The 26,106-nt window shown below is 61.9% G+C and carries 23 protein-coding genes; 11 read left to right on the top strand and 12 right to left on the bottom strand.

Annotated elements, in window-relative coordinates:
* Window positions 1-5 precede the first annotated feature (5 nt).
* The 6 genes from HX824_RS19540 to HX824_RS19565 all read right to left on the bottom strand — a co-directional run bounded on the left by HX824_RS19540 (window position 6) and on the right by HX824_RS19565 (window position 8,366).
* Entirely contained in the window at window positions 6-3,392 is a 3,387-nt protein-coding gene (locus HX824_RS19540) for a hypothetical protein (RefSeq protein ID WP_256347034.1), read from the bottom strand.
* A gap of 209 nt (window positions 3,393-3,601) precedes the next feature.
* Complete coding sequence (locus tag HX824_RS19545; protein ID WP_003210668.1) at window positions 3,602-4,534, bottom strand: D-2-hydroxyacid dehydrogenase; 933 nt, start codon at window positions 4,532-4,534, stop codon at window positions 3,602-3,604.
* Between the two features lie 116 nt (window positions 4,535-4,650).
* A complete protein-coding gene (locus tag HX824_RS19550) occupies window positions 4,651-4,944 on the bottom strand; it encodes a YcgL domain-containing protein (RefSeq protein ID WP_003210667.1) in 294 nt (97 codons plus the stop codon).
* Window positions 4,941-6,074 (bottom strand): ribonuclease D, encoded by a 1,134-nt coding sequence (gene rnd / locus HX824_RS19555; RefSeq protein ID WP_003210666.1) that lies wholly within the window; start codon window positions 6,072-6,074, stop codon window positions 4,941-4,943. Before rnd ends, HX824_RS19550 begins: the two co-directional genes overlap by 4 nt.
* A 122-nt stretch (window positions 6,075-6,196) precedes the next feature.
* Window positions 6,197-6,847, bottom strand: coding sequence for a class I SAM-dependent methyltransferase (locus HX824_RS19560; protein WP_003210665.1), 651 nt, complete (start codon window positions 6,845-6,847; stop codon window positions 6,197-6,199).
* A 145-nt stretch (window positions 6,848-6,992) separates the two neighbouring features.
* On the bottom strand, window positions 6,993-8,366 hold the full coding sequence (locus HX824_RS19565) for a glutamine synthetase family protein (RefSeq protein ID WP_003210664.1): 1,374 nt from the start codon (window positions 8,364-8,366) through the stop codon (window positions 6,993-6,995).
* A gap of 387 nt (window positions 8,367-8,753) precedes the next feature.
* Here HX824_RS19565 and HX824_RS19570 point away from each other — a divergent pair, with 387 nt between their 5' ends.
* Complete coding sequence (locus HX824_RS19570; RefSeq protein ID WP_008437921.1) at window positions 8,754-9,530, top strand: transporter substrate-binding domain-containing protein; 777 nt, start codon at window positions 8,754-8,756, stop codon at window positions 9,528-9,530.
* Here the strand turns inward: HX824_RS19570 and cynR are convergent.
* On the bottom strand, window positions 9,505-10,371 hold the full coding sequence (cynR, locus tag HX824_RS19575; protein ID WP_008437920.1) for a transcriptional regulator CynR: 867 nt from the start codon (window positions 10,369-10,371) through the stop codon (window positions 9,505-9,507). The two genes, HX824_RS19570 and cynR, sit on opposite strands and share 26 nt — an antisense overlap.
* 112 nt (window positions 10,372-10,483) lie before the next feature.
* On the opposite strand from cynR, the gene HX824_RS19580 reads away from it, so the two are divergent.
* From HX824_RS19580 to HX824_RS19590, 3 genes are read left to right on the top strand one after another with little or no spacing between them, the layout of a single operon-like run.
* On the top strand, window positions 10,484-11,125 hold the full coding sequence (locus HX824_RS19580; protein ID WP_087692575.1) for a carbonic anhydrase: 642 nt from the start codon (window positions 10,484-10,486) through the stop codon (window positions 11,123-11,125).
* Between the two features lie 29 nt (window positions 11,126-11,154).
* Entirely contained in the window at window positions 11,155-11,625 is a 471-nt protein-coding gene (cynS, locus tag HX824_RS19585) for a cyanase (protein ID WP_177054953.1), read from the top strand.
* 55 nt (window positions 11,626-11,680) lie between these two features.
* Window positions 11,681-12,520, top strand: a complete 840-nt coding sequence (locus HX824_RS19590; RefSeq protein ID WP_032899696.1) for a cache domain-containing protein — start codon at window positions 11,681-11,683, stop codon at window positions 12,518-12,520.
* Window positions 12,521-12,664: 144 nt separating this feature from the next.
* Here the strand turns inward: HX824_RS19590 and HX824_RS19595 are convergent, their stop codons facing one another.
* Window positions 12,665-14,176: an MDR family MFS transporter gene (locus HX824_RS19595; protein ID WP_102604253.1), complete on the bottom strand. Its 1,512-nt coding sequence runs from the start codon at window positions 14,174-14,176 to the stop codon at window positions 12,665-12,667.
* A gap of 74 nt (window positions 14,177-14,250) precedes the next feature.
* Complete coding sequence (pobA, locus tag HX824_RS19600; RefSeq protein WP_177035912.1) at window positions 14,251-15,435, bottom strand: 4-hydroxybenzoate 3-monooxygenase; 1,185 nt, start codon at window positions 15,433-15,435, stop codon at window positions 14,251-14,253.
* Between the two features lie 189 nt (window positions 15,436-15,624).
* Between pobA and HX824_RS19605 the strand changes: the two genes are divergently transcribed.
* On the top strand, window positions 15,625-16,521 hold the full coding sequence (locus HX824_RS19605; protein WP_003210655.1) for a helix-turn-helix domain-containing protein: 897 nt from the start codon (window positions 15,625-15,627) through the stop codon (window positions 16,519-16,521).
* On the opposite strand, the gene HX824_RS19610 is transcribed toward HX824_RS19605, so the two are convergent.
* Window positions 16,505-16,681, bottom strand: a complete 177-nt coding sequence (locus HX824_RS19610) for a hypothetical protein (RefSeq protein WP_162835184.1) — start codon at window positions 16,679-16,681, stop codon at window positions 16,505-16,507. The genes HX824_RS19605 and HX824_RS19610 overlap by 17 nt on opposite strands.
* Window positions 16,682-16,781: 100 nt before the next feature.
* Window positions 16,782-17,687, bottom strand: coding sequence for a LysR family transcriptional regulator (locus HX824_RS19615; RefSeq protein ID WP_003210653.1), 906 nt, complete (start codon window positions 17,685-17,687; stop codon window positions 16,782-16,784).
* 104 nt (window positions 17,688-17,791) lie between these two features.
* On the opposite strand from HX824_RS19615, the gene HX824_RS19620 reads away from it, so the two are divergent.
* A complete protein-coding gene (locus HX824_RS19620) occupies window positions 17,792-18,664 on the top strand; it encodes an MBL fold metallo-hydrolase (RefSeq protein ID WP_102368312.1) in 873 nt (290 codons plus the stop codon).
* Window positions 18,665-18,698: 34 nt separating this feature from the next.
* The gene (locus HX824_RS19625) at window positions 18,699-19,313 is read left to right on the top strand and encodes an NAD(P)-dependent oxidoreductase (protein WP_177054954.1); all 615 of its coding nucleotides are present in this window, start codon (window positions 18,699-18,701) and stop codon (window positions 19,311-19,313) included.
* A gap of 118 nt (window positions 19,314-19,431) precedes the next feature.
* On the opposite strand, the gene HX824_RS19630 is transcribed toward HX824_RS19625, so the two are convergent.
* Window positions 19,432-20,310: a LysR substrate-binding domain-containing protein gene (locus HX824_RS19630; protein ID WP_008437911.1), complete on the bottom strand. Its 879-nt coding sequence runs from the start codon at window positions 20,308-20,310 to the stop codon at window positions 19,432-19,434.
* Window positions 20,311-20,421: 111 nt separating this feature from the next.
* Between HX824_RS19630 and HX824_RS19635 the strand changes: the two genes are divergently transcribed.
* From HX824_RS19635 to HX824_RS19650, 4 genes are all read left to right on the top strand, one after another.
* Window positions 20,422-22,047: a 5-guanidino-2-oxopentanoate decarboxylase gene (locus HX824_RS19635; RefSeq protein WP_177054955.1), complete on the top strand. Its 1,626-nt coding sequence runs from the start codon at window positions 20,422-20,424 to the stop codon at window positions 22,045-22,047.
* Entirely contained in the window at window positions 22,044-23,486 is a 1,443-nt protein-coding gene (locus tag HX824_RS19640; protein WP_177054956.1) for an aldehyde dehydrogenase family protein, read from the top strand. Before HX824_RS19635 ends, HX824_RS19640 begins: the two co-directional genes overlap by 4 nt.
* Window positions 23,487-23,717: 231 nt before the next feature.
* Window positions 23,718-24,905, top strand: coding sequence for a cyanate transporter (locus HX824_RS19645; protein WP_177054957.1), 1,188 nt, complete (start codon window positions 23,718-23,720; stop codon window positions 24,903-24,905).
* 137 nt (window positions 24,906-25,042) lie between these two features.
* Complete coding sequence (locus HX824_RS19650; protein WP_023659100.1) at window positions 25,043-25,978, top strand: LysR family transcriptional regulator; 936 nt, start codon at window positions 25,043-25,045, stop codon at window positions 25,976-25,978.
* Window positions 25,979-26,106 lie beyond the last annotated feature (128 nt).

Raw genomic sequence — 26,106 nt, forward strand, 5'->3', positions numbered from 1 at the left:
TGCAGCTACGCCTTGGCGATCAGCGCGTAATAGGCCCTGCGCAGCTCGTCTCGATCACGCTTGTACATACTGGCGAGAAACGGTGTCATGTCTTCAAGACCGTTTGCGTTCAAGTCCACTGGATAGATTTTATTATCCCTCGCTGAATACAGGAAATTACTTAACTGCAGATCGTTGTGGTAAAGATTTTTCTGTTCCATGCGCCGAAATGCGTCATCCAGTAAAAGCCTGGCCTCTGGGGGCAAACTTCCCCTTGCCAGGGTATTTACATCCACCCCGTCCAGCTTGCCCATTTTCAAATAACGGCGACCATTTTCAAATATCGTGGTTGCAAAGCCGTCACCGTAATAGCTGTTCAGGCACAGGGTCTCGTTATCGACAAAGTCGTCGGCAGAAGTCATGGATGAAGGGCCATAGTCCTTATAGACACTTTTCCCGTCGAGACTGTCGTAGATCGTCCCCTCACCGCCCCCGCCAATTTCCGGCCCCAGGTCTGATGCCACAGAAGGCGGGTTACCGCCGCGTGCCCCCAGGCGCTGCCATTGGTCCCCCTGAAGGTGCTGCACCAGCAGCGGCGTTTGCCGGTTGTTGTGATAAATCTGCGCCTGTACGGCACCGTCGGCGGTGCGAGTCACTTGCCGCACTTCGTAGACCGCAGTGTTGCCGGCAGTATCGGTATGGCGGATGTGGGACAAGTGACCGTCCGCCGCCACATAGATCCCCTGACTGTTGCGCGCAAGCCCGGCTATTTTCGATTCGGCCACGCTGTAGTCGCCAAGCAACCGGTTGTTCAGGGCGCTGCCCGGCTCGGCAGGCGTGGTGATGATCGCCCCATCCATCGCACTCGTTTTTGCGGTGAAGCCTTCAAGAGGGCTGCCGTAAGGCCGCATCCTGTCCACATCAAACGCATACCATCGACCGTTCTGGAGTACCGCGCCTCCATCAACGCTTTGCCCGGCGACCTTGAAGGTACCCGTCGCTGCTGCGTCATAGTGTTTACTGGCAGCCTTCAACAGGTCATAGCTGCCGCTCGCGCCCCTAAGCTTGTTGACCACCTCTGCACCCGTGGCGCATACAAAGTTGGCGCCTTTGCCCAGCAACCGGGCACCGCCCGCGACCAGTTCGCCGAAGCCATCCAATGGGTTGAATGCTTGAATGGCAGCCACACCGATGACTTTTGCCACTTGAATGGCCTTGGCGGCGGCGCTCGCGACCTTGGCCCCCGCCTTCGTGACTTTCGCCGCCACACCCGCGCCCGCCGTGACAAAACCAAAGACATCCAGCGCCAGGTCACTGGCCCCTTCCAGGTGGTTACCCCTGGAAAAATTCACGATGGCTGACCTGAGCGGAATCAGGTCAAGAAAAAAGTGGGTGACGTTCCACTCGGTTGCCATTTGTTTATCGAATGAGGTGACACCCCGGGCATAGGTTTTTATGTCATCACTGTCGAGATCAAGATGCTCAACAAAGGCATCGGCAATGTGCTGGGTTCGCGCACTGGAAAAACTGAGGGGCGGCGTTGACAAGCCGTCCTGGCTCTTTTGGCCAAGGGCAGCCTCGCTCACGGTCTTGGGCTTGAAGGGCTCCGTCTTGAACTCCTTGTTGGCCTGCCGCTCGCGTTTTGTTGTTAACTCCGAGGCCGGCACCGACTTGATTGCACCTGCGTTCAAATCAATTTCATAAACAGTGTTGCCATTCCTTCCGGTGGCCTTGACCCACAGTTTGTTTTCCGCGCCCTGCCGTTTTTTAGAGGTGAAGTCGAGGCCCAGTTCATAAGTGTTTTTCTGAAAAAACTCGAGCTTTGCAAACTCCAGGTTTTCCCGGTCAACCAAGGGCAGTGTTGCGACAAGGTGCTTGATGACGCTGCGAACCCCTTGCTGGCGAGAAGTGATTGCTTGTTCAAATTCTTCGTTGAAGATTTTGTTCACGCTGAAATCCAGGCTCTTGCCTTTGATTGCCTCGGCAATGCTCGGGTCCCTGGTTTCCCATGGGTATTGGCCAAGTCCGCTCATGGCGATGTCCAACAACGAGAAAAGCCCGCCGGGCGCCCGGTTCGGATCATAAAGTGGTTGGGCTGACGGTTGTTTCGAGTCAACGACCTTCAGTCGATTCTCTTCAAAAGGTACGTGTTCGCCAAACCGCTCCTTCAAATGGGCCAACGCAATGTCTTTACGGCTTGGAATCTCGGCTTCCAACAAACCGGTAGCCGCAAGCGGCGACTTCAGTTGTGCGTTGAATGCCGTCCTTGCACGGTCTATCTCATCGTCGCTGTAACAATCACCTGGCTGGCATGTGACGATCCCGTTGACCACGGCCCAGTCCACCAATGCCGCCTTTTGTGCATGTTCGGCGGCGGCTCGATTCGTCAGGATCGCGTTTTCCGCGCTGGACATGACTTGGGCAAAGGTCATGTGCGCCACCTTTCCGGGGAACTGCGCCTCTATGGCCGCCGCTGCGACCGCGAGGCTTACCCAGGCCGGGCTGCCGTAGGTCACGCGGTCGGGGATGTCCTTGATCAAAAACTCGGGCGCCTTTCGTGCCAGTAACAAATAGGCGCCGGCCTTGGCCATCTCGGGACTGGTCTTGTGATTTTCGTGCAGGTAAGTGCTCAGGCGCTCGAGCACTGTCGAAGCCGGCTTGCCCCAACGGGCTTGTTGGGCGAGGTCGAAACCCGCCACGCGGTTACGGTGCGGCGCCGTGATGGACTCCGGGTCAAGCAGCAGATGGATCGCACTCAGTGCGTACTCGTTCACGCTGGTCTCGGAGGCGGCGCCCCCAAGCTGGTCCTGTATGGCTTGCCCCAGTGCCTGCCCGCGGGTGGAGCTGACGAGGGTTTCGAGTGCCTTGGCAGGATCAGCCAATGCCTCGCCCGACAACGGCTGGTTCGCGTTCAGATATTCCAGTACACCCACGCTTGCGCCGATGTGCGGTGCATTGGGGTTCTGGCTGCCATGGTCGGTAGCCGCCGCCAGTACTCTGCGCTGTTCAGCGGCGCTCATGGGAACAGGCCAGGACAACCCGCCGCCAAAATTGCCGAGCGGATGCTCCAGTGCCCTGTCACTCACCGCATGGGCATGACCGGTCAGCTGAAAATGATTGGTGGGCAACCCCAAGCCGATACTTCCGAGAAAGGTCTCTACCGTCGCCGCTTTACCCGCCTGGGTCGGGTAGGACGAGTCGGGGTGTATTTGCATCGGTGTCGTTTGCAGCGCGGCCAGCACCGCTTGAGGGCTGGCATTCACGCCAAGACGGCTGGCGATTTCGTTGAGCTTCTGGCCCAGTGTCCGCAGATTCTCGCGGTCGCCCAACGCCGCGGTGAGACCGGATTGCCGGGGGACTGGGGCGAGGGCCTGCGTATCGCGATCGGCCGTAGCACCCAGAGCAGAGGGCAATAGAGGGAGCTCCGCCGGCTCGGTAGAAAGCAGGGAAAGTTGCGGAGTTACCCGTGGAGGGAGAGACACAGTGCCAGCATTCAACATGAGAATGTACCCATCTGGAGAGGGGTACGAGCCTCACATACGGCCTGCGAAACGAACATCTGATTAGTGTTTGCAGAAATTTGTAAGCGCCCGGCAACACGCGTTGCCGGGCCTTCGCGCTGTCAGTAACCGCGCTCGAAACTCACTTCGCCGCGCAACGTTTCCTGCGCCTGGTACGCGCGCAAATTCTCGACAAATAATTGCACCATCATCCCCGGCGAAGTCGGCGCCGAGCTGTGCCCGGTCAACAGCAACCCCCAGGCGGTCCAGAACGGATGGCGCTGGGGCAATGGTTCCTGACGGCAAACGTCAATCACCGCGCCGGCCAGATGGCCTTCCTTCAACGCTTCCACCAGGTCTGCATCGACCACCGCCACGCCGCGCCCGACGTTGATGAACAACCCGGTCGGCTTGAATTGCTTGAACAGCGCCGCATTGTACAAATCGTGGGTGTTCGGTGTGTTAGGCAGCAGGTTGACCACGTAGTCCACCTCACCCACCAGGCGCGGCAACGCGTCGAGCCCGGCAACTTCGACAAACGGCGCCTGCTCACGGGCCTCACTGGCAATGCCGTACAGCTCAACGCCAAACGGCTGCAGGAATTGCGCAACGCTGCGGCCGATATCACCGGTACCGACGATCAGCACTTTGCGCCCCGCCAGGCTCTGGCCCATGCGGTTATCCCACTTGCGCTCGACCTGGCTGACCAGCCGCGCCAGCACTTCACGCTCATGGCCAAGCATGTAAGTCAGCACGTATTCGGCCATCACCTGGCCAAAAATGCCCACGGCGCGGGTCAGGCGGTAATCCCGCGGCAGGCCGTCGGCCAGCAGCGGCGTAATGCCGGCCCAGGTGGATTGCAGCCATTGTGGCTGGTGCCCCTGGCGCAGCAAGGTGGCCAGAAGATCCGGCTGGCCCAGCCACACCGGGCAATCGGCCGCCAGGCGCGACAATTCGGCGGAGTCGCCGCTGGTCATGACCTCAAGGTCCGGCGCCGCTTCGCGCAGCAGCCGGGCGTACAGCGGGTGATCGTGTTCAGCAATCAGAACGCGCATGGTTCAAACCTTTCAAAAACACTGCAGGCGGCCGCCGGTCCAGTTCACTGTACCGTGCGGCCGCCGCCAAAAATTGAATTCCATAGATGATGTGCCCCGGACGGGGCACTGACCGATCACATCGGGTCATTGCGTCGCAGCAGCTCTTCGGGCAAGTGTTCGATGTACTCGTCCTCGGCCGGCGGCATTTGCAGGTGGTAACCCTGCTTTTCGAGGTTCTCCAGAACCACGGTGATGTCCTCGCGGGACAGCTTGCGCTCCGGGCTCAGCACCAGGTCGAAGGCGTGGTGCGGCTTGCCGAAGGCGGCCAGCAGACTTTCCGGCACACGCTCCAGTGCATCGCTTTTCAGCACGTAGAGGTACATCTCGTTTCGTTTGAGGCTGCGATAGATGGAGCAGATACGTTTCAAGGCTGTTCTCCGGCAGTGGCCAGGCTGTCCAGCAGCGCCTGGCCCATCAGTTCGCGGCGCCAGCCACGCAGCGAATCTGGCAATTGGTAAGGCCCCTCGGGATAGCCGCTCTTGACCAGGGCTTCAAGGGTTTTCTTGCGCAGCATCAGTTCCGGCGCCATGTCCAGGCGTTCGGCCTCGGCCTGGCCCAGGGCGCGCAGTTGCTTGATCAGCGTGGCGGCGTCCACCGGCAATGGCTCGGCAACCGCCGGTGGCCACTGGTCCATGGGCACGCTGCCGGCGCGCTTGATCAGGCCCAGCAGGAACTCGCCGTCCTGGCGCACGGTGCGCGGGTGCATGTCTTCGATCTTGCCCAGCGCGGCGAGGTTATCCGGCTGGGATTTGGCCAGGGGCCATAACGAGTGCTCACGGATGATCCGGTTGCGCGGCAGGTCACGGGCACGGGCTTGCTGTTCGCGCCAGGCGCACAGTTCGCGCAATACGGCGAGCTGGGCGCGGGAGAGTTTCCAGGCGAGCTTGGCGTCGCGGTAAACCTCGTACGGGTCGACTTCGCGGCGCAGGTTGGCCACCAGTTCGGCACCGTCTTCCAGGACCCAGGCGTATTTGTCGTCGGAAAGCTTCGGGCGCAGGCGTGTGTAGACTTCTGCCAGGTGCACCGCGTCTTCGGCGGCGTAGCTGATTTGCGTCTCGGACAATGGCCGCTGCAACCAGTCGGAGCGGGTCTCGCCCTTGGGCAACTCGATATCGAGGACGGCTTGCACCAACCGCGAATAGCCCATGGAGAAACCGAGGTTCAGGTAGGCCGCCGCCAGTTGCGTGTCGAACAACGGCACCGGCAGGCTGCCGGTCAGGCGCAGCAACACTTCCAGGTCTTCGCTGCACGCGTGTACCACCTTGATCACCGCCGGGTTCTCCAGCAAGGCGGCCAGGGGTTGCCAGTTGTCGATGGTCAGGGGGTCGATCAGGTAAGCGCGCACGCCATCACCGATCTGGATCAGCCCGGCAATGGGATAAAAAGTGTCGACCCGCATGAATTCGGTGTCGAGGGCGACGAATGGCAACTGCTGCCATTCGGCGCAGTGCTGGCCGAGGCTATCGTTGTCGCAGATCCAGTGAATATCGATGGCCACACGGCTCTCCCTTGAAGAATGGCGCGCAGTATATATCGCGAAAGGGAGTTGCGAGCATTCGCAGTACAGCATCCGCCATGAAAACTCTTATAGGAGCTGAAGAATAGTCCGACAGTCGGTACTTATCCTCTCTTACGCAGGACATACACCCGCCACATGGCTGAGCCGGGCATGAACTCCTGTTGACCGAGGACCTTGAAACCCGCCAGGCGAAACTCCGCCTCCACTTGCGCCCGGTGGCTGGCAACTGCCGCCGGGCCAGGCTGCAACGCCCGGTAGCCGCTGTCGCTGTTGACCGAAACAATTACCGTGTCGCGGCTTACCCGATGAAACTCACCGAGCAGGGCCAGGCGCCCTTCTGCCGTTGGCACATGGCGAAACAACTCCAGGCAAAAAATGCAGTCCACCGCGTTGGCCGAAAGGCCGATGGAAAATGCCGAGCCCTGGAAGGTCTTGATCCGCTTGAGCAAGCCCGGCGCGTGGTGGGTACGTGCGTGGTCGAGCATGTCCTGGGAATTGTCCGACGCCAGGATCACCCGGTTGCTGTGCTCGGCCAGCACCGGCCAAAAGCGCCCGGAGCCGCACGCCAGGTCGAGAATCAGCCCTGGCTCGCCGGCGATCTTCAGTGCACGGCGCACCAATTGCTCATCGCGCCACAACCCCAGGCGCCGCAACAGCCCCGGCGGACGCGTGTCGGCGCAGACCAGGGCATGCTGCTGGCCAGCGCGTTCGGCAAATTCAATCTCGATGGAAGACGGCGGTTGCGACGGCATCACACGACTCTGTTAATGGATCAGACATTCGCAGCTTAACCACCGTCTCGTGAAAAAAAGGTCGAAGGATTGTTCGCCGTTAATGCAGAACCAGTATCCAGCCCGCTGCCTGTCTGTTAACTGTCTGTGATCAGCGCCTTCATCTTCAGGCCTGGTGCAGATACCAGCGCCAATCCTGCTCGCCCACCTCGCCCATGAACTGACGGTATTCGGCCCGCTTGACCGCCAGGTACACGCCGAGGAATTCGCCGCCGAACGCCTCACGCGCCCAAACCGAGCCTTCAAGCGCACGCAAGGTGGTCAGCCAATCGGTGGGCAGCAACTCCTTGGCCTGGGCATAACCGTTGCCTTCCACCGGCGCGCCGGGGTCGCGCTGTTCGCGGATGCCCCGGTGGATACCGGCCAGAATCGCGGCCGCCGCGAGGTACGGGTTGGCGTCGGCGCCGCAGATACGGTGTTCGATATGCCGGGAAAACGCCGGTCCGCCGGGCACCCGCAGTGTGACGGTGCGGTTGTCCACGCCCCAGGTCGCGGCCAGCGGCGCGTAGCTGTTGGTCTGGAAGCGTCGATAGGAGTTGGCGTTGGGGCAGAACATCAGCAACGAGTCGAGCAAGGTGCTGAGCATGCCGCCCACCGCGTGGCGCAACAGCGGCGTGCCGTCGGGCGCTTCGCTGGCAAACAGGTTATTGCCGTCGCGGTCGGCCAGGCTGACGTGCATGTGCATGCCGGTGCCGGCCAGATCGTCAAACGGCTTGGCCATGAAACACGCGGTCATCCCGTGCTTGTGGGCTACGCCCTTGACCAGGCGCTTGTAACGCACCGCCTCGTCCATGGCTTGCAGGGCATCGCTGCGATGTTCCAGGGTGATTTCCACCTGGCCCGGGGCGTATTCGGAAATCGCCGTGCGCGCCGGGATGCCCTGGAGTTTGCAGGCGCTGTAGAGGTCGGCGAGGAACGGTTCGATCTGCTCCAGCTCCCGCAGGCCGTAGACCTGGGTCGAGCGCGGGCGCCCGCCGTCGACATCCCGCGCCGGTTGCGGGCGGCCGTTGCTGTCGGGTTTCTGGTCGAGCAAATAGAACTCCAGCTCCGCCGCCATCACCGGGTAATAGCCGTCGGCCTTGAGGTCGTCAATCACCCTGGCCAGCAGGTGCCGGGGATCGGCCACGGTAGCAGGCATGCCTTCGGTGGGGTGCATGCTGACTTGCACTGCTGCCGTCGGGATCAGGCGCCACGGCATGCGCTGCAAACTGCCGCTGACCGGGTAGGCGCGGCAGTCGATATCACCGACTTCCCAGACCAGCCCGGAGTTCTCCACGTCGTCGCCATTGATGGTCAGGCCGAGGATGGTACTCGGCAGCGGCCGGCCACTTTCATAGACCGCCAGCAGTTCATCGCGGTGCAGCAGTTTGCCGCGAGGCACACCGTTGTTGTCGAGGATGAACAGCTCGAACATCTCGATATCCGGGTTCTGCTCAAGAAAGGACTGGGCTTCGTGCAGGGTGGCAAAGGGCGTGCTCATGGGCATTCTCATACGTTCGCGTCAGGCAGGCGCGCGGGCGCTGCCGGGCAGATGCGCGGGGCATCCATTCGGGCAAATCAACGTAGGAGAAAGGTGTCCGGTGGGCGCGCGTGGCGGCAGTGCCAGAGCGCCCAGAAGGCGAGTTCGGAAGGGAGGGCATCAGCGGTGACTCGACGACCATCCGGACGGCTGGACGCGGTGGCGCCTGGCGATGTCTCAGGGTGTGTGTCGGGGGAACCGTCCATGCGGGATTCACAGTAAAGAGATGCCGGGCAGCCTCACACGCGAGGTTAAGCCGTTAAATCCAGTCTTGATGGAGTTTGGTTGTGCCGTGGCTAAACATTTGCAAATAATGGCGGCCCTGCCCATGCCCAAGGACCCGACCGCATGAAAGCATTGCTGACCCTTTCCCTGCTGGCCGGCCTGTCTGCCCAGGCCCTGGCCGACAGCCCTGCGTCGCGCCTGGATGAAGTGCTCCAGCGCGGCGAAATGAGCGTCTGTACCACCGGCGACTACAAGCCCTACAGCTATTTACGTCCGGACGGCAGCTACGAAGGCATCGACATTTCGATGGCCCAGTCCCTGGCCAAGAGCCTTGGGGTGCAGGTGAAGTGGGTGCCGACCACCTGGAAAACCCTGATGCCGGACTTCCTGGCCCAGCGCTGTGATATTGCGGTGGGTGGTATTTCAGTGTCCCTGGAGCGGCAGAAAAAGGCGTTTTTCAGCCAACCATTGGGCGTCGACGGCAAGATCCCGCTGGTGCGTTGCGCCGATGTGCAGCGCTATCAGACGGTGGAGCAGATCAATCAGCCGCAGGTACGCGTGATCGAGCCTGCGGGCGGCACCAATGAAGTATTTGCGCGGGCGCATTTGGGCAAGGCACAACTGACGCTGTTCCCGGATAACGTGACGATTTTCGAGGAACTGCTGGCGAACAAGGCGGACGTGATGATCACCGACGCCAGCGAGGCGCGGTATCAGCAGAAGCTCAAGCCGGGACTGTGCGCGGTGAATCCCGAGCGGTACATGCAGTACAGCGAAAAAGCGTTCCTGCTGCCCCGCGATGATGTCGCATGGAAGAGTTATGTGGACCAGTGGCTGCACTTGAGCACGGTGACCGGCGTGTACGACGGCATCATCAATCAGTGGCTGGCTGCGCCCTGACCAGCTCGACAAACGCCCTGCACGCCGCACTGCGATAGCCTCCCTTGCGGCTGAGCAACGCCGCCGTGCGTTGCGGCAACGGCGGGCTCAGCGGCACCGCCTGCAACCCCGGCTGCACCTGGGCAATCGCGCTGGGCAGGATGGTCGCCAACTGCGTATTTCGTACGATTTCGATAATCGCGCTGATGGAATTGGCCTCCATGGTGATCAGCGGTTTCACCGCCTGGCTGCGAAAATACTCATCGATATAGCGACGCGTGGCGAAGCCGGCATTCAGCAGCACCAACGGCTGCTGGAGCCACGACTGTCGATCAATGCCGGGATGAGCGGCGCTCACCACTACGCTCAACGCCTCGACAAACACCCCTTCACACTCGATATCCGGCAAATGCTCGCCGGTAAAACCGATGCCGATATCCAGCAAATCCTCCGTCAGTGCCGCCTCCATGCGGTCCTGGGTCAGCTCCTCGACACTCACTGTAATCCCCGGATACAGCCCGTTAAATCGTGCCAGCAGCGGCCCGATCAGGTAGGCGGTAAATGTCGGCGTCATCGCCAGGCGCAAGCTGCCACGGCTCAGGTCCTGCACGTCATGCATGGCGCGGGTGCCGGCCTGCAGATCCTGCAAGGCCAGGCGCGCAAACCGCACATAGGCCTCGCCTGCATCGGTCAGGCTGACGCTTCTGCCGGAACGGTCCAGCAGTGGCGCACCGAGAGTGTCTTCCAGTTGCCGGATCTGCTGCGACAAGGTCGGCTGCGACACATGCAGCGCCTCCGCCGCCCGGGTGAAATTACGGTGCTCGGCAACGGCCAGCAGGTAGCGGATATGACGCAGCAACATGGAAGGCGCTCCAACTATAGGCATGACTTATAGAAACCATAATAAGCCGGTCTTGGACGCTATAGCTGAAAACTTCCATCCTTGCCCCATCAGCGACGCAAGGAGAACCACCATGCAAGATCTCATCGACGGCTTCCGCAAGTTCCAGGGTGAAGCCTTCACTCAACGCAGCGACCTGTTCAAACACCTGGCTACCACGCAAAACCCCGGCACGTTGTTCGTGTCCTGTTCCGACAGCCGCGTAGTCCCGGAACTGCTGACCCAGCAGGAACCCGGTGACCTGTTTGTGATCCGTAACGCCGGCAACATCGTCCCGTCCTACGGGCCGGAGCCTGGCGGCGTGTCGGCCACCGTCGAATACGCAGTAGCCGTTCTCGGCGTCAGCGACATCGTGATCTGCGGCCACTCCGACTGCGGTGCCATGACCGCGATCTCCACCTGCAAATGCCTCGACCACTTGCCCGCCGTGGCCAACTGGCTGCGCCACGCCGAGTCGGCCAAGGTGATCAACGCCGCCCGCACTCACGCATCGGATGCCGACCGGCTGAACTCGCTGGTACGGGAAAACGTGGTCGCCCAACTGGCCAACCTCAAGACCCACCCTTCCGTGGCCCTGGCCCTGGAACAAGGCCGGCTGAGCCTGCACGGCTGGGTCTACGACATCGAAAGCGGCGCCATCGACGCCCTGGATGGCCGCAGCGGGCGCTTCGTGTCGCTGCTCGACCACCCGGCCACCCGTGCCTACGCCGCCTGAACCTTATTCAAACCCAAGAGGACATCACCATGTTGCAATCCCAGTTCGCCCAATCCCCACGCCTGGCCCTGGCCGACACCGTCATCGACATCAAGGCGCGCAAGAACCTGTCATGGCAGGACCTCACCGACGGCACCGGCCTGAGCCTGGCGTTCGTTACCGCCGCCCTGCTCGGCCAGCATCCGCTGCCCAAGGACGCTGCCGATGTGGTCTGCGACAAGCTTGGCCTCGACCAGCACGCCAGCCGCCTGCTGCAAACCGTGCCCCTGCGCGGCAGCTTTCCGGGCGGCGTGCCGACGGACCCGACCATGTACCGTTTCTATGAAATGCTGCAGGTCTACGGTTCGACCCTCAAGGCCCTGGTGCACGAACAATTTGGCGACGGCATCATCAGCGCGATCAACTTCAAGCTGGACATCAAGAAGGTCGAAGACCCGGACGGCGGCTCCCGCGCGGTGATCACCCTGGATGGCAAATACCTGCCGACCAAACCGTTCTGATTTGCCGGCAAACCGTCTACGCTCTTGGCACACCAACAAGAACGAGGGACGGGTAATGAAGGCAATGCTCCGAGCCACCTGGCTGCTGCTGTTATGTGTTGGCCAGGTGCACGCCGCCACCGCTGAGGAGGCGGATGCCCAAGCCGCCAAGGCCTTGCTGGAAAAGGCCTTGGCGTATTACCAGACGAATGGTGACAAGGCTTTTGCGGCGTTCAGCCGCCAGGGTGAATTCGTCGACCAGGACCGTTACGTGTTCGTGGTCAACACCAAGGGCGTGCTGCTGGCGAGTGGCGGGCCCTCTTCTGCGTTGATCGGGCGCAATGTTTCCGAGGTACTGGGGCCGGATCTGAACAAGTCGTTCAAGGAGGCGTTGGCGGTGCCGGAAGGCAGTGGCATCCAGCAGGCCGATTACCGGTGGCAGAACTGGAATGACGGCAAGGTGGAACGCAAACATGTGTATTACCAGCGCGTCGGGCAGCGGATTTTGGCCGTTGGCTACTACCTGCCGCGGGCGACGCCGGAACATGCCAGAGCGCTGCGAAACAAAGCCGTCAAGGCGCTGGAGAAAGACCCGGCCGGGACGCTCAAGGCGATCAACGCCATGCAGGGTGGTTTTCTACAGGACGATTTGTATGTGTTTGTGGTTGACCTCGACACCCAGCGCTACGTGGCCCATGGCACGACTCCGCGGTTGGTGAATACGGATTTCAGCAAGATCAAGGATCCCGACGGGAAGCCGGTGGGTGAGCCGATCCTGGCGGTCATGGCCGAGCAGGATCAGGGGGAATACAAGTACCGCTGGAAAAATCCGGTGACCGGAAAGGTTGAGAACAAGCATGCGTATTTGCGCAAAACCGGACATTTCATGGTGGCTGTGGGGTATTACAGCCCGTGAAGGTCAGCTATTTAAATGCTGGAACGCAATCGAATGTGGGAGCGGGCTTGCTCGCGAATGCGGTGTATCAGCCAACCTATTTATCAACTGACAGACCGCATTCGCGAGCAAGCCCGCTCCCACATTTAATCTTCATTTTTTCGACTATTTGGCCTTGTCTTCCCGCCCCCGCAACACCCGATCAGGCATGGCAATCGCCGCCGCCAACCCCAACAACGACACCCCGGCACTGACCATCAGCAAATGCCTGAAGGTAATCAACAACTCCCCCCGCAAGGCATCCTGCGCCGGCCCAGGCGCCGCATTCAAGCCATCCAGCAGCACATTCCCCGAACTCCCTTCCGCGACCAGCGCCCCACTGGCCAGGTGCGCAAAACTGGAGTCCTGCAACAACGCCAGCAACAGCGCCGACATGCATGCCACCCCAACCGCACCGCCCAGGGAACGGAACAGGTTGGTGGTGCTGGTCGCCACCCCGATATCCCGCTGCTCCACCGAGTTCTGCGTACCCACCAGGGAAGTCGGAAACTGCATCCCGGCGGCAATCCCGCACAGCAACATAAACAGACTGGTGACCGCCACCGCCTGAGGCGCACTCAACGCCATGCCGAAAATCGCGATCGGGCTCAGGAAGGCGCCAATCAGGATCATCGGTTTATAACGCCCGGTCACCGAGGTCATGCGCCCGGCAAAATACGCCCCCATCGGCAAGCCCATCGCCAGCGGCAGCAAATGCAAGGCGGCACTGTCGGCACCGGAACCGGTGACGGTCTGGTAGCGCAGCGGCATCAGCACCGTCAGGGAAATCGCCTGGAAACTGGTAAAGAAAATCGTGCACCAGCACAACACCGCGCTGCGGTTGGCAAACAGGTGCATCGGCAACAAGGGCTCCCGCGCCCGACGCTCGTGCCACACAAACACCGTCAACGCCACCACGGCACAGACCAACAGCCCCAGCACTTCATCGTCGCGCCAATGATGGCCCTGGCCGATTTCGGTGATACCCAGCAACAGCGCCGTCAAACCGACGATCATCAGCAAGGTGCCGAGGTAGTCGATCACCGGCTTGCGTTGCGGCACCGGCAGCCCCACCAGCGTGCGATGGGCCACCCACCAGGCGCCCGCGCCCAGCGGCAGGTTGATCAGGAACACCCAGCGCCACGACAGGTACTCGGTCATGTAGCCGCCCAACACCGGGCCGGCCACGCTCGCCACCGCGTACATGCTGCTGAAGTAACCCTGGTAGCGCCCGCGCTCACGGGGCGGAATAATGTCGCCGATAATCGCCTGGCTGACCGAAATCATCCCGCCAGCACCGATGCCCTGGAGGATCCGCGCCAGCACCAGTTGCTCCATGCTCTGGGCCATGCCGCAGAACAGTGACGCGAGGGTGAACAGCCCCATGCCGATCAGCATCATTGGCCGGCGCCCGTACAGGTCGCCGAGCTTGCCGTAGATCGGCACGGCCACGGTCATTGCCACCATGTAGCCGGAGATCACCCAGGCCAGCAGGTTGACGTCATGGAACTGGGCGGAAATCGCCGGCATGGAGACGGCGACGATGGTCTGGTCCAAAGCCCCGAGAAAGATCGCCATCATCAAGGCGACAAGGACACTGCGCACGGCGGGTGTGGCGGGCTGATTGAGGTTGGTCACGGCAGAACCTGCGAGCAAGGGCCCGCGGGAAAAGAAGGCCCACGGGAATGCTCGTCAGTGTACTAGATAGCTGACTATTCGATAGCCTCGTAAGGAAGTCCGACGTAATTTTCTGCAATGGTTTTACGACCGGCTTCTGAGTCGACGAAGTATTCCAGTTCGCTCTGGGCGATGCGCTGGCTGAAGCCGTCTGCCTCAGGAAACTGATGCAACATCGAGGTCATCCACCAGGAAAACCGTTCGGCCTTCCAGATCCGCCGCAGGCAAATCTGCGAGTACTTCTCCAGCAATTCCACTCGGCCCTCGCGATACACCTTGAGCAGGATATTGAACAAGGTACTGACATCGCTGGCCGCCAGGTTCAAACCCTTGGCGCCGGTGGGCGGCACAATGTGGGCGGCGTCGCCGAGCAGGAACAGGCGGCCGTACTGCATCGGCTCCACCACAAAACTGCGCAGCGGCGCGATGCTCTTTTCGATGGACGGGCCGGTCACCAGTTGCTCGGTGAGTGAGTTGGGCAAACGGGTTTTCAGTTCATCCCAGAAGCGCTCATCGGACCAGTCGTCCACCGACTCATCGGCCGGCACCTGCAGGTAATAACGGCTGCGGGTCGGTGAACGCATGCTGCACAGGGCAAAGCCACGTTCGTGTTTGGCGTACACCAGTTCATCGTGGATCGGCGGGGTGTCGGCGAGGATGCCCAGCCAGCCAAACGGATAGACCCGTTCAAAGACTTTCAATGCCTCGGTGGGAATTGACTGACGCGCCACACCGTGAAAACCATCGCAGCCAGCGATGTAGTCGCAGTCCAGCCGGTAATGCTCGCCTTTATGTTCGAAGCTCAGCCACGGCTCCGGGCTCTTCAGATCATGGGGCTGCACGTTGCCGGCTTCATACAACGTTGTCGCGCCGCTGGCCTGGCGCGCGGCCATCAGGTCGCGGGTGACTTCGGTTTGCCCGTAGATCATCACCGTCTTGCCGCCGGTCAGCGTCTTGAGGTCGATATGGGTCAGTTGCCCATTCAGCGCCAGCTCAAAGCCCTCATGCACCAGGCCTTCGGCATCCATCCGCGCACTCACGCCGGCTTGGCGCAGCAGGTCGACCATGCCTTGTTCCAGCACCCCGGCACGGATGCGCCCTTGCACGTAATCCGGCGTCTGGCGCTCAAGAATCAGGGTTTCGATCCCGGCGTTGTGCAACAGTTGCCCGAGCAGCAGCCCCGAGGGACCGGCGCCGATGATGGCGACTTGGGTTTTCAGCGTTTTCATTATTTTTATGGCCCGCAAGCTTCATCCGAACGTATCCGGTGAAAGAGTTGTCATTGAAGGTGTTGCTGGCATTTTTCACTTGAGTGCCCGGCATAAGAAGGTGAAAACTGAGCCCAAAGCTGCGCTTTTCGCCAATTGGGGCGATTACCGCACAACTCTCCCGAAGTATCGGATGAAGCCATGACCAAAACTGCCAGTGCCGCGATTCCAGTGTTCAAACTCTACGGTGAGAGCCAGCAATGGCCGACCCCGGATTTGTTGCACTGTGAAACCATCTCCCGGCGCAGCCGTGAGTACCAGTGGGAAATCCAGCCCCACCGGCATGCGGACCTGTGCCAGTTGCTTTACGTGCACAAAGGCCAGGCACAACTGGAGATCGAGGGGCAGCGCAGCACCCTGAATGAATCGACGCTGCAGGTGCTGCCGCCGTTATGCGTGCATGGCTTTCGCTTTTCCGAAGACGTCGAGGGGTTTGTGGTCACCCTGGCCGCGCCGCTGATGGCGCATTTGCAGGGGCAACTGGGGGCTGCGCTGGATGGCCTGAACGCCTTGGGCAGCTACCCTGCCGGTAACGACAGTGACTACCTCAACAGCCTGTTTGCGCGCCTGCAGGAGGAGTACGCCAGCGACCAACCGGCGCGGGACATGATGATGCACGCCCTGGTCAGCGTGCTGCTGGTGTGGATCAGCCGCCAGGCCATCCAGCGCCGCCATCCACGGGCACCGCGGGGCCGCGAATACTTCCGCCGGTTCACCCAGCTGGTAGAGCAACATTATCGCGAGCACCCAAAAATCGAAGACCTGGCCCACAAGCTCGGGATCTCGGTCTCACACCTGAACGGTACGTGTCGGGAGTTGGGCGGGCAGCCTGCGTTGCAGATCATGCACGACCGCCAGTTGCTGGAAGCCAAGCGCCTGCTGACCTACACCAGCATGACCATCAATGAAATGTCGGAGGTGTTGGGCTTTTCCGACCCGACCAACTTCTCACGGCTGTTTCGCCGACGCGTCGGGTTCTCCCCGAAGGCGTTTCGGGAGCAGTTGAAAGCCGACCAGGACGCTAGCGAAGCGAACTGAAAGCGGCCATGTGGCCCACGCATTGACCGTGATTGCAGCTGGAGGCGAAGCCCGGCTGCATGCGGGTCTGTTCGACGCGGTAGGCGGCAGTGCCATAGAGCGCGGTGGCGGCGGCGCACAGGGTGAAAATCATCAGGTACTTTCTTGTTTTGATCGACATGATGCTGACCTCTGATCCGATCAAGAAGGTGCTTTGATAAGCATAGGTCAGCTGGGGCAAGTCGCCATTATCGGGCGACATTCAACCTGTTTATGTCGGCTTAGAGACCGACGTCCCACACCGGCTCTTCCGGAAACCTCAATACCAGGAAATCCAGCAGGCTGCGAAGCGCCGCCGGCATATGCTTGCGCGAGGCGTACACCGCGTAGATGTTCATCTGCTGCGGCTCGGCCTCGGGCAACAAGCGGATCAACTCGCCACTGCGGATGTAGTCGCCCGCCTGATAACTCGGCAGCCGCGACACCCCGGCCCCCGCCAGCGTCACCCGCAATAAGGTGCTCGCCTCATTCGCACTGATATTGCCCTGCACCGGCACCGACACCGGCTCGCCGTTCTCCATGAAGTGCCACAGGCTTTTGCCGAAGTAGGAGTGGGTCAGGCAATTGTGCCGGGCCAGGTCCTGTACCTGCCGCGGTTGCGGATGCTCCAACAGGTAAGCGGGCGATGCGCAGATCACCGAACGGCACAGCGTGAGGCGGCGGGCGATCAGGTTGGGGTCCAGTTCGAAGCTGGTGCGGATCGCCAGGTCGATGCGCTCATCCACCAGGTTCACCGTGCGATCAAGCATCTGCATATCGATGTTGACCAGCGGGTAGCGCTTGACGTATTCGGCCATGGCATCGGCCAGCTGTGCCTGGCCGAACGAGGTGCTGACACTCAGGCGCAGCAGGCCGCGAGGCGCTTCGTCGGGTTCGCTGACGGCGGCCTGCATGTCGCTGCACAACTCCAGCATCTGCCGGCAACGGGGCAGGGTTTCGCTGCCGGCGGCGGTCAGGCTGAGCTTGCGGGTGGTGCGGTGCATCAGGCGCGCGCCGACCCAGTCTTCCAGCTCCGCCAGGTAGCGCGACACCACCGGGCGCGACAGGTCCAGATGGTCGGCTGCCGCCGACTGGCTGCCCAAGTCCACCACCGCGACAAACACCCGCATTGCTTGAAGACGATCCATGATTTGCCCGCTTTTAGAAACAAACTATGTCCAAGCATCGCATTTTTTGTAGCGTTTGGTGCAACTAAGCTCTGTCCACACCTTACCGATGACTGGAGCTGCACATGTTTGGATTCTCCCCGCTCAAGCGCGTGGCCCTGGCCGCCGCCTCCCTGGCCTTCGCCGCGCACGCCATGGCGGCCGACTTGACTCTGGACGCCTACAACCCGGGCGAGACCGCGATGATGCCGGTCACCTCGGTACTGGTCAGCGGCGACAAAGATGCGATCCTGGTGGACGCCCAATTCGGCAAGACCCAGGCCGAGCAACTGGTGCAAAAAATCCGCGCCAGCGGCAAGCGCCTGACGACCATCTACATCAGCCACGGCGACCCGGACTACTACTTCGGCCTCGATACCCTGACCGCCGCCTTCCCCCAGGCCAAAGTCCTGGCACCGCAGCCGGTGGTGGACCATATCAAGGCCACCGTTGAACACAAACTGGCGTTCTGGGGCCCGAAACTGGGCGCGGACAAGCCTGGCAAAGCCGTCATTCCCCAGGTGCTTGAGGGCCACAGCCTGACCCTCGAAGGCAAGCAGTTGGAGGTGATCGGCCTCGACGGCGCACAACCGGACCGCACCTTTGTGTGGATCCCGTCGATCAAGGCGGTGGTCGGTGGTGTAGTCGTCGCGGAAAACATTCATGTGTGGATGGCCGATACGCAGACCGCGAAGTCCCACACCGATTGGCTGGCTACCCTGCAACGTATCCAGGACTTGAAACCGCGCACCGTGATTCCGGGTCACTACCTGGGCACGCCGTCGCTCAAATCCGTGGCGTTCACCGCCGACTACATCAAGGCCTTTGACGAAGAAACCGCCAAGGCCAAGGACTCCGCCGCCCTGATTGCGGCGATGCAAAAGCGTTACCCGAACCTGGGTGACGAGAGCACCCTGGAACTGGGCGCCAAAGTCGCCAAGGGCGAAATGCAGTGGTGAGTTGATTCAACCCTTAACCGTACTGGAGAACGTCATGAGCAAGATCGCAATCATTGGTGCCACCGGTCGTGCCGGTAGCCAACTGCTGGAAGAAGCGCTGCGTCGCGGGCACACCGTCACGGCCATCGCACGTAATACCGACAAGATCGGCGCGCGCCCTGGTGTCACCGCCAAGCAAGTCGATGCGCTGGATGCCCAGGCGCTGGAACAGGCCATCCGCGGCAACGACGTGGTGATCAGCGCGGCGCACTTCGCCACCCTGCCTGCGGAAGCGGTGATCAACCCGGTGAAAAAAGCCGGCGTGAAGCGCCTGCTGGTGGTCGGCGGTGCCGGTTCGCTGTTGTTGCCGGGCGGCAGCCGAGTGATCGACAGCCCGGGCTTCCCCGAGGAATACAAAGCCGAAGCCAACGCCGGCAGTGTTTTCCTCGATACCCTGCGCCAGGAAAAAGACCTGGACTGGACCTTCCTGTCACCTTCGGCGGAGTTCGTGGAGACCGCACGCACCGGCACATTCCGCCTGGGCCGGGATGAATTGCTGGTGAGCAGTGAAGGCCGCAGTTGGATCAGCTTTGCCGACTTCGCGATTGCGCTGATTGATGAAGTGGAAACACCGAAGCATTCACGCCAGCGGTTCACCGTCGGCTACTAAGGCTGACGCGCACTAAAAATGTGGGAGCGGGCTTGCTCGCGAATGCGGTGTGTCAGTCAACAGATGTATTGGCTGACCCGGCGCCTTCGCGAGCAAGCCCGCTCCCACATTTTGATCTTCATTGTGACGGCGACTGTGCCTGGCTCACCAGCCAATCCATAAGCTGCTCCAACCCCGCCGAGGGCTCAGTGCCCGGCGGGTACACCAGGTAATACCCCATCCCCGTCGGCACCCGTAGTTCAAACGGTGTGGCCAACCGCCCCGCCTTCAGGTCCTCGCCAATCAGCGCACTGTCACCAATTGCCACGCCCGAGCCTTGGGACGCCACCGTCATCGCCAGGTCCAGGGTTTCAAAATGATGCCCCTGGGCCAGATTGCTCAAGCGTGTATTCGCCGCTTTCAACCACAACGCCCAATCGCGCTCATCCCGCGTAGGGTGCAACAACACCTGTTGCTGCAAATCGGCGGGCGTGTGCAAGCCACCGAGCAAGGCCGGCGCGCACACCGGTGTCAGGCGCTCATCGAACAGATGCCGGGCCTGGGCCGACTGCTCGGCAATCGGCGCGTAGATCACCGCGGCATCGAACTGCTCGCGGCGAAAGTCGACGGTGTAGGCCACGGTGGTGGTCAACTCCACCGGCACATCCGGGCGTTCCTGCTGCCACTGCATCAGGCGCGGCAACAGCCAGCGCATCACGCAGGTGGAGGCCTTGAGCTGCAAGGTCTCGCGGCGGGTGCCGATCTGCTCCACCGCCTCGCCGATCAGGCCGAACACCTGCTGCGCCCGCAGTGACCATTCGCGGCCCTCTTCGGTGAGGCTCAAGCCACGAGCCTGGCGCTGGAACAGCGCATAGCCCAGATGACTTTCCAGCCCGGCGATCTGCCGGCTCACCGCGCCCTGGGTGATGTGCAATTGCTCGGCGGCTCGGGTGAAGTTGCAGCACTGGGCCGTGACCCAAAAGGTGTGCAGGGCCGGCAGCGGCGGAAGACGTTTCATAAGGGCGCAGCCATGACGTGAGGACATGGCTAGTATGACTTTTTATCGATTGTTGCCGCTACGGGCCAGCCGTTCCAATACGGGCCTTTATCAACAATAAGAGCGACGACAATGGCGACCTGCGGCGAAGTATTGGTCAACCTGCTGGAAGGCTACGGCGTGGACCAGGTGTTTGGCATCCCCGGCGTGCACACCGTGGAACTCTACCGGGGCCTGGCGCGCTCGAGCATCCGCCACGTCACCCCGCGCCACGAACAGGGCGCCGGTTTCATGGCCGACGGCTATGCGCGCACCAGCGGCAAGCCCGGCGTGTGCTTCATCATCACCGGCCCCGGCATGACCAACATCACCACCGCCATGGGCCAGGCCTACGCCGACTCGATCCCGATGCTGGTGATCTCCAGCGTGCAGTCCCGCAGCCAGCTGGGCGGCGGGCGCGGCAAGCTGCACGAGCTGCCGAACCAGAACGCGATGATCGCGGGCGTGGCGGCGTTCTCCCATACCTTGATGTCGGCGGCCGAGTTGCCCGGTGTACTGGCCCGGGCATTTGCGCTGTTCCAGGCCGGACGACCGCGCCCGGTGCACATCGAAATCCCGCTGGACGTGCTGGTGGAAAACGCCGACGCGTTGCTCGGCAGTGAACCGGTCAGCGTTTCCCGCGCTGGCGCTGCGCCGTCGGCGGTCAAGCAGATGAGCCAGTTGCTGGCGGCGGCAAAACGCCCGCTGATTCTCGCCGGTGGTGGCGCCATCGACGCAGCCCCCGAGTTGACGCAGCTGGCCGAAACCCTCGGCGCGCCGGTGGCGCTGACCATCAACGCCAAGGGCATGCTGGCCGCCAACCACCCGCTGCTGATCGGCTCGACCCAAACCCTGGTCGCCACCCGCGCGCTGGTGGCCGAGGCAGACGTGGTGCTGGCGATCGGCACCGAGCTGGCGGAAACCGACTACGACGTGACCTTCGCCGGCGGCTTCGACATTCCCGGCGCCCTGCTGCGCATCGACATCGATTCCGACCAGACCGTGCGCAATTACCCGCCGCAAGTCGCGCTGGTAGCCGACGCGCAAATCGCTGCGCAGGCACTGCTTGCCGAGCTGGGCAACAAACCCCTGGCCGCCCGCGACAGCAACTGGGGTGCCCACCGCGTCGCCCGCCTGTGGAGCGAACTGGAACCCACCTGGGACGCCGCCACCCGCGCGCAAACCCTGTTCCTCAACACCGTCCTGGACGAACTGCCCGACGCCGTACTGGTGGGCGACTCCACCCAACCGGTGTACACCGGCAACCTGACCCTGAACCTCGACCAACCGCGCCGCTGGTTCAACTCCTCCACCGGCTACGGCACCCTCGGCTACGCCTTGCCGGCGGCCATCGGTGCGTGGCTGGGGCGCGGCAACGGTGCGCCGGTGGTGTGCCTGATCGGCGACGGCGGCCTGCAATTCACCCTGCCGGAACTGGCCAGCGCCGTGGAAGCGCGCACGCCGGTGATCGTGCTGCTGTGGAATAACCAGGGCTATGAGGAGATCAAGAAATACATGGTCAACCGCGCCATCGAACCGGTGGGCGTGGACATCTACACCCCGGACTTTATCGGCGTGGCCAAGGCCCTCGGCGCTGCTGCCCAGCGCATCCAGGGTGTTGAGGAATTACGCAGCGCCTTGCGTGCCGCCACTGATCGCCAGGGCCCGACGCTGATTGAAATCGACCAGGGGCTTTGGATGAAGGAGGTGGCGGTATGAGCGCGGTATTGAATGGGCTGTTTATCAATGGCGCGTGGCGTGCCGGCCATGACGTGCTGGACGTGATCAACCCGGCCACCGAGGCCACCCTGGCCCAAGTGAGCGTGGGTGATGCAGGCGCGGTGACTGAGGCCATCGGCGCCGCCAGCGCGGCCTTCCCGGACTGGTCGAAAAGCACCGGCCGCGACCGCGCCGCGCTGTTGCGCAAGATCGCCGAGGGTGTGAGCGCAGAGCGTGAACACCTGATGCAACTGCAATCGAGCAACAACGGCAAGCCGCTGTTTGAAGCCGGCATCGATGTGGATGACGTGATCGCCACCTTTGCCTATTACGCGAACCTGGCCGACGAAATGGACGCCAGCCAAGATCGTCCGGTGGTACTGCCCACTGAGGATTTCAGCGCCCGTGTACGCCGTGAAGCCTGCGGCGTGGTCGGCCTGATTGTGCCGTGGAATTTCCCGATGGTGACCACCGCCTGGAAACTCGCCCCCGCGCTGGCGGCCGGTTGCTGCGTGGTGCTCAAGCCTTCGGAAGTGACGCCGCTGGCAGAGCTGGAACTGGCCCGGATCATCGCCTCGGTGGGCTTGCCTGCCGGTGTGTTCAACCTGGTCTGCGGCACTGGCCTGGCGGTGGGCGCGCCGATGGCGGCTGACCCACGGATCGCGAAAATTTCCTTCACCGGCAGCAATGCCGTGGGCGTGCAGGTGATGCAGCGCGCCGCCGAAACGGTGAAGGGTGTGAGCCTGGAACTGGGCGGCAAATCCGCGTTGCTGGTGCTGGCGGACGCCGACCTCGACCTGGCCGTGGAACTGGCCTGCGGCGGTGGTTTCTTCAACGCCGGGCAGATGTGTTCCGCCACCAGCCGGGTGTTGGTGGCCGACGAACTGGCGGACGAGTTTCTCACCCGCTTGCAGGCCAGGGCCGAGAGCATTCGCGTGGCGGACCCGTTTGCCGAAGACGTGGAAATGGGCGCATTGGTCAACCGTGCGCAGTACCAGCGGGTGCTGGGGCATATCGAACGTGGCGTGCAAGCCGGCGCGAAGCTGCTGTGTGGCGGCGGGCGCCCGGCGGATTTGCCTCATGGGTATTTCATTCGCCCGACGGTCTTCACTGAAGTGCCGTTGGACAGCGCGTTGTGGAACGAGGAGATCTTCGGCCCGGTGCTGTGCGTGCGCAGTTTTGCCAATGAGGCCGAGGCGGTGGCGCTGGCCAATGACAGTGAGTTTGGCCTGGTCGCGAGCGTGCTGAGCAGCAACGTGGAAGCGGCTGAGCGAGTGGCCAATGCTTTGCAGGTGGGTTTGGTGTGGATCAATGCGCCGCAGGTGATCTTCCCGCAAACGGCGTGGGGTGGTTACAAGCAGAGCAGTATTGGCCGGGAACTGGGGCCGTGGGGGTTGCAGGCGTTTCAGGAGATCAAGCATGTGATCCGGGCGGTGTAGAAACACTCAAGAGCACCACTGTTCCCTGTGGGAGCTGGCTTGCCTGCGATTGCGGTCTATCAGACACAGATGTGTTGCCTGACCCACCGCTATCGCAGGCAAGCCAGCTCCTACCTGTTGATTTGTGCCGTGTCAGCAGATGCATTTTTTCAATAGCGCCAACGACTTTCTCATTTGCCGCCCTCCCCCACGCCCGGCCTAATACTGCCCTTGTCAGTTCAAGGCTCGCCCATGGAAAACGTCCGCGCAAAACCCGCCACCGCCGTGTGGCTGATGATCAGCGTTGTGCTGGTTGCCCTCAACCTGCGCCCGTCAATGGCCGCCGTCGGCCCGTTGTTGTCGTCGATTCGCGCCGATGTGGCCCTGAGTTTCAGCACGGCCTCCCTGCTGACCATGCTGCCCGTCATGGCCATGGGCCTGGCGATGTTTTTTGGCATGGGCGTGGCCAAACGCTTCGGCGAGCATCGCAGCATTGTGCTGTCGCTGGTGGTGATCGGCCTGGCCACCGTCTCCCGGTTGTTCCTGGACTCGGCGGTTGAGCTGATCCTCAGCGCCATCGCCGCCGGCGTAGGCATCGCGATGATCCAGGCGTTGATGCCAGCCTTGATCAAGTCGCGCTTCAGCGACAACGTTTCCCTGTTCATGGGCCTGTACGTCACCGCGATCATGGGCGGCGCGGCCCTCGCCGCTTCGTTCTCGCCGTTTATCCAGGTGCAAACCGGCAGCTGGCGCATCGGCCTGGCCATCTGGGCGGTTCTCGCGGTATTGGCGCTGGTGTTCTGGTACGCCCAACGCTCGGTGCTGCCGCCGCTGCCGCAAGCCGGCGCAGGCCCGCAGGCGTCATTCTTCGGCAATCGCCGGGCCTGGTTGCTGGCGATTTTCTTCGGCCTCGGTACCGCGTCCTACACCTGCGTGCTGGCCTGGCTGGCGCCGTACTACGTGGAACAAGGCTGGAGTGAACAGAACGCCGGCCTGTTGCTGGGCTTTTTGACGGCCATGGAAGTGGTCTCCGGCCTGATTACCCCGGCCATCGCCAACCGCCGGAGGGACAAGCGGGGTGTGGTCGCGGTGCTGCTGGTGCTGATCATCGCCGGCTTCTGCGGGCTGATCCTGAGCCCGCAATACCTGAGCCTGCTGTGGGCGTGTTTGCTCGGCCTGGGGATTGGCGGCTTGTTTCCGATGAGCCTGATCCTGTCCCTCGACCACCTCGACAACCCGCGCCGCGCCGGTGGCCTGACGGCCTTTGTGCAGGGCATCGGCTACCTGATCGCCGGGTTGTCGCCGTTGATTGCCGGGATGATCCGCGACCAGCTGGGCAGCTTCGAGTGGGCCTGGTGGTCACTGACGGCCGTGGTGGTGGTGATGCTGCTGATCGTACTGCGCTTCGATCCCCGGCATTACGCGCGGCATATTCGCTGAGGTCGTGTTGTAAACATTATTTGTCCCACCTCAAACAGAGAAAGGTCCGACAGAGCTTTCTATTGGTACGAGCGTTCCGTTAACATTTTGTATTGTCTTGTACCGAGTTCGGTACAAAGCGCTTGCGGACGGAACGGATGCTAAACAGCAACTTGCTTAGAAAGCTCGATATGCAGGACCTGATGGTGTTTGTCGCTGTTTACGACCAAAGCAGCGTCACCGAGGTTTCCGAAACCCTGTTCGTCAGCCAGTCCACCGTGAGCTACAGCCTGAAGAAGCTGCGCACCAGCTTCGAAGACGAGTTGTTTATCAACACCCGGGCGGGCATGCGTCCTACGTACAAAGCCGCCACCATGTACGGGCATGTGCAGAAAATCCTCGAAAGCATCAACCTGTGCCATGCCGGCAGCCAAACGTTCGACCCCACCCAGAAGGCTGTGACCTTCAACGTCTGCGCCCCCGAATACTTCGAACAGTTGATCCTGCCGCGCCTGCTGAAAAACTTCGACCGCGCCGACCTGCCGGTGATCGTCAACGTGCAGAAGCTCGAAACCGAGGTCCCGGCCGACGCCTTGCGCGACGGGCGTCTGGACCTGGTGATTTGCTTCGGGCCGCACTTTCATCGCGAGCACAAGGACATCAAGACCCAGATGCTGCTGGAGGACGACCTGGTGTGCGTGTTCGACAAACACTCGGCGCCCCGGGAACCGGCGTTCAGCCTGCAATCCTTCGTCGCCCGGCGCCATGTGTTCCCCACGCCCTGGAGTTCCGACACCAACATGATCGACGGCTGGCTGGCGCGCCAGTCCCACAAACGCCAGGTGATCGCCCGCGCCAACAGCTACAGCGCGGCGCTGAAGATGATCACCGGCACTGACTTTATCGTCACCTTGCCCCGTCGAGTGCTGAAGCTGCTGGCAGACACGACCGTGTTCGGCCATTGCGAAGCGCCGAACGGTTTGCCGGGGTTTACCCTGGATATGCAGTGGAATGAACACAGCGCGCAGGACAGCGCCAACACGTGGTTCAGGGAGCAGGTGGTGAAGGTGTGTGCGGATCAGGGATTATTATGACCCCCTGTGGCGAGGGAGCTTGCTCCCGCTGGGCTGCGTAGCGGCCCCAAGAATTTTGGGAGCGCTTCGCACTGGAGCGCCAGCCCGGTCCAGCGGGAGCAAGCTCCCTCGCCTCAGAGTATTGCCCG

It is taken from the genome of Pseudomonas sp. D4002, assembly GCF_013385665.1.
In the GTDB taxonomy this organism is placed as follows: domain Bacteria; phylum Pseudomonadota; class Gammaproteobacteria; order Pseudomonadales; family Pseudomonadaceae; genus Aquipseudomonas.

Coding starts and splice junctions, on each gene's coding strand:
- HX824_RS19635 (WP_177054955.1), top strand. CDS start 20,422: ATGGCGACCTGCGGCGAAGTATTGGTCAACCTGCTGGAAGGCTACGGC.
- HX824_RS19625 (WP_177054954.1), top strand. CDS start 18,699: ATGAGCAAGATCGCAATCATTGGTGCCACCGGTCGTGCCGGTAGCCAA.
- HX824_RS19650 (WP_023659100.1), top strand. CDS start 25,043: ATGCTAAACAGCAACTTGCTTAGAAAGCTCGATATGCAGGACCTGATG.
- HX824_RS19580 (WP_087692575.1), top strand. CDS start 10,484: ATGCAAGATCTCATCGACGGCTTCCGCAAGTTCCAGGGTGAAGCCTTC.
- HX824_RS19570 (WP_008437921.1), top strand. CDS start 8,754: ATGAAAGCATTGCTGACCCTTTCCCTGCTGGCCGGCCTGTCTGCCCAG.
- HX824_RS19545 (WP_003210668.1), bottom strand. CDS start 4,534: ATGCGCGTTCTGATTGCTGAACACGATCACCCGCTGTACGCCCGGCTG.
- HX824_RS19615 (WP_003210653.1), bottom strand. CDS start 17,687: ATGGATCGTCTTCAAGCAATGCGGGTGTTTGTCGCGGTGGTGGACTTG.
- cynS (WP_177054953.1), top strand. CDS start 11,155: ATGTTGCAATCCCAGTTCGCCCAATCCCCACGCCTGGCCCTGGCCGAC.
- HX824_RS19610 (WP_162835184.1), bottom strand. CDS start 16,681: ATGTCGATCAAAACAAGAAAGTACCTGATGATTTTCACCCTGTGCGCC.
- cynR (WP_008437920.1), bottom strand. CDS start 10,371: ATGTTGCTGCGTCATATCCGCTACCTGCTGGCCGTTGCCGAGCACCGT.
- HX824_RS19640 (WP_177054956.1), top strand. CDS start 22,044: ATGAGCGCGGTATTGAATGGGCTGTTTATCAATGGCGCGTGGCGTGCC.
- HX824_RS19560 (WP_003210665.1), bottom strand. CDS start 6,847: ATGCCGTCGCAACCGCCGTCTTCCATCGAGATTGAATTTGCCGAACGC.
- HX824_RS19630 (WP_008437911.1), bottom strand. CDS start 20,310: ATGAAACGTCTTCCGCCGCTGCCGGCCCTGCACACCTTTTGGGTCACG.
- HX824_RS19645 (WP_177054957.1), top strand. CDS start 23,718: ATGGAAAACGTCCGCGCAAAACCCGCCACCGCCGTGTGGCTGATGATC.
- HX824_RS19620 (WP_102368312.1), top strand. CDS start 17,792: ATGTTTGGATTCTCCCCGCTCAAGCGCGTGGCCCTGGCCGCCGCCTCC.
- HX824_RS19565 (WP_003210664.1), bottom strand. CDS start 8,366: ATGAGCACGCCCTTTGCCACCCTGCACGAAGCCCAGTCCTTTCTTGAG.
- HX824_RS19605 (WP_003210655.1), top strand. CDS start 15,625: ATGACCAAAACTGCCAGTGCCGCGATTCCAGTGTTCAAACTCTACGGT.
- HX824_RS19590 (WP_032899696.1), top strand. CDS start 11,681: ATGAAGGCAATGCTCCGAGCCACCTGGCTGCTGCTGTTATGTGTTGGC.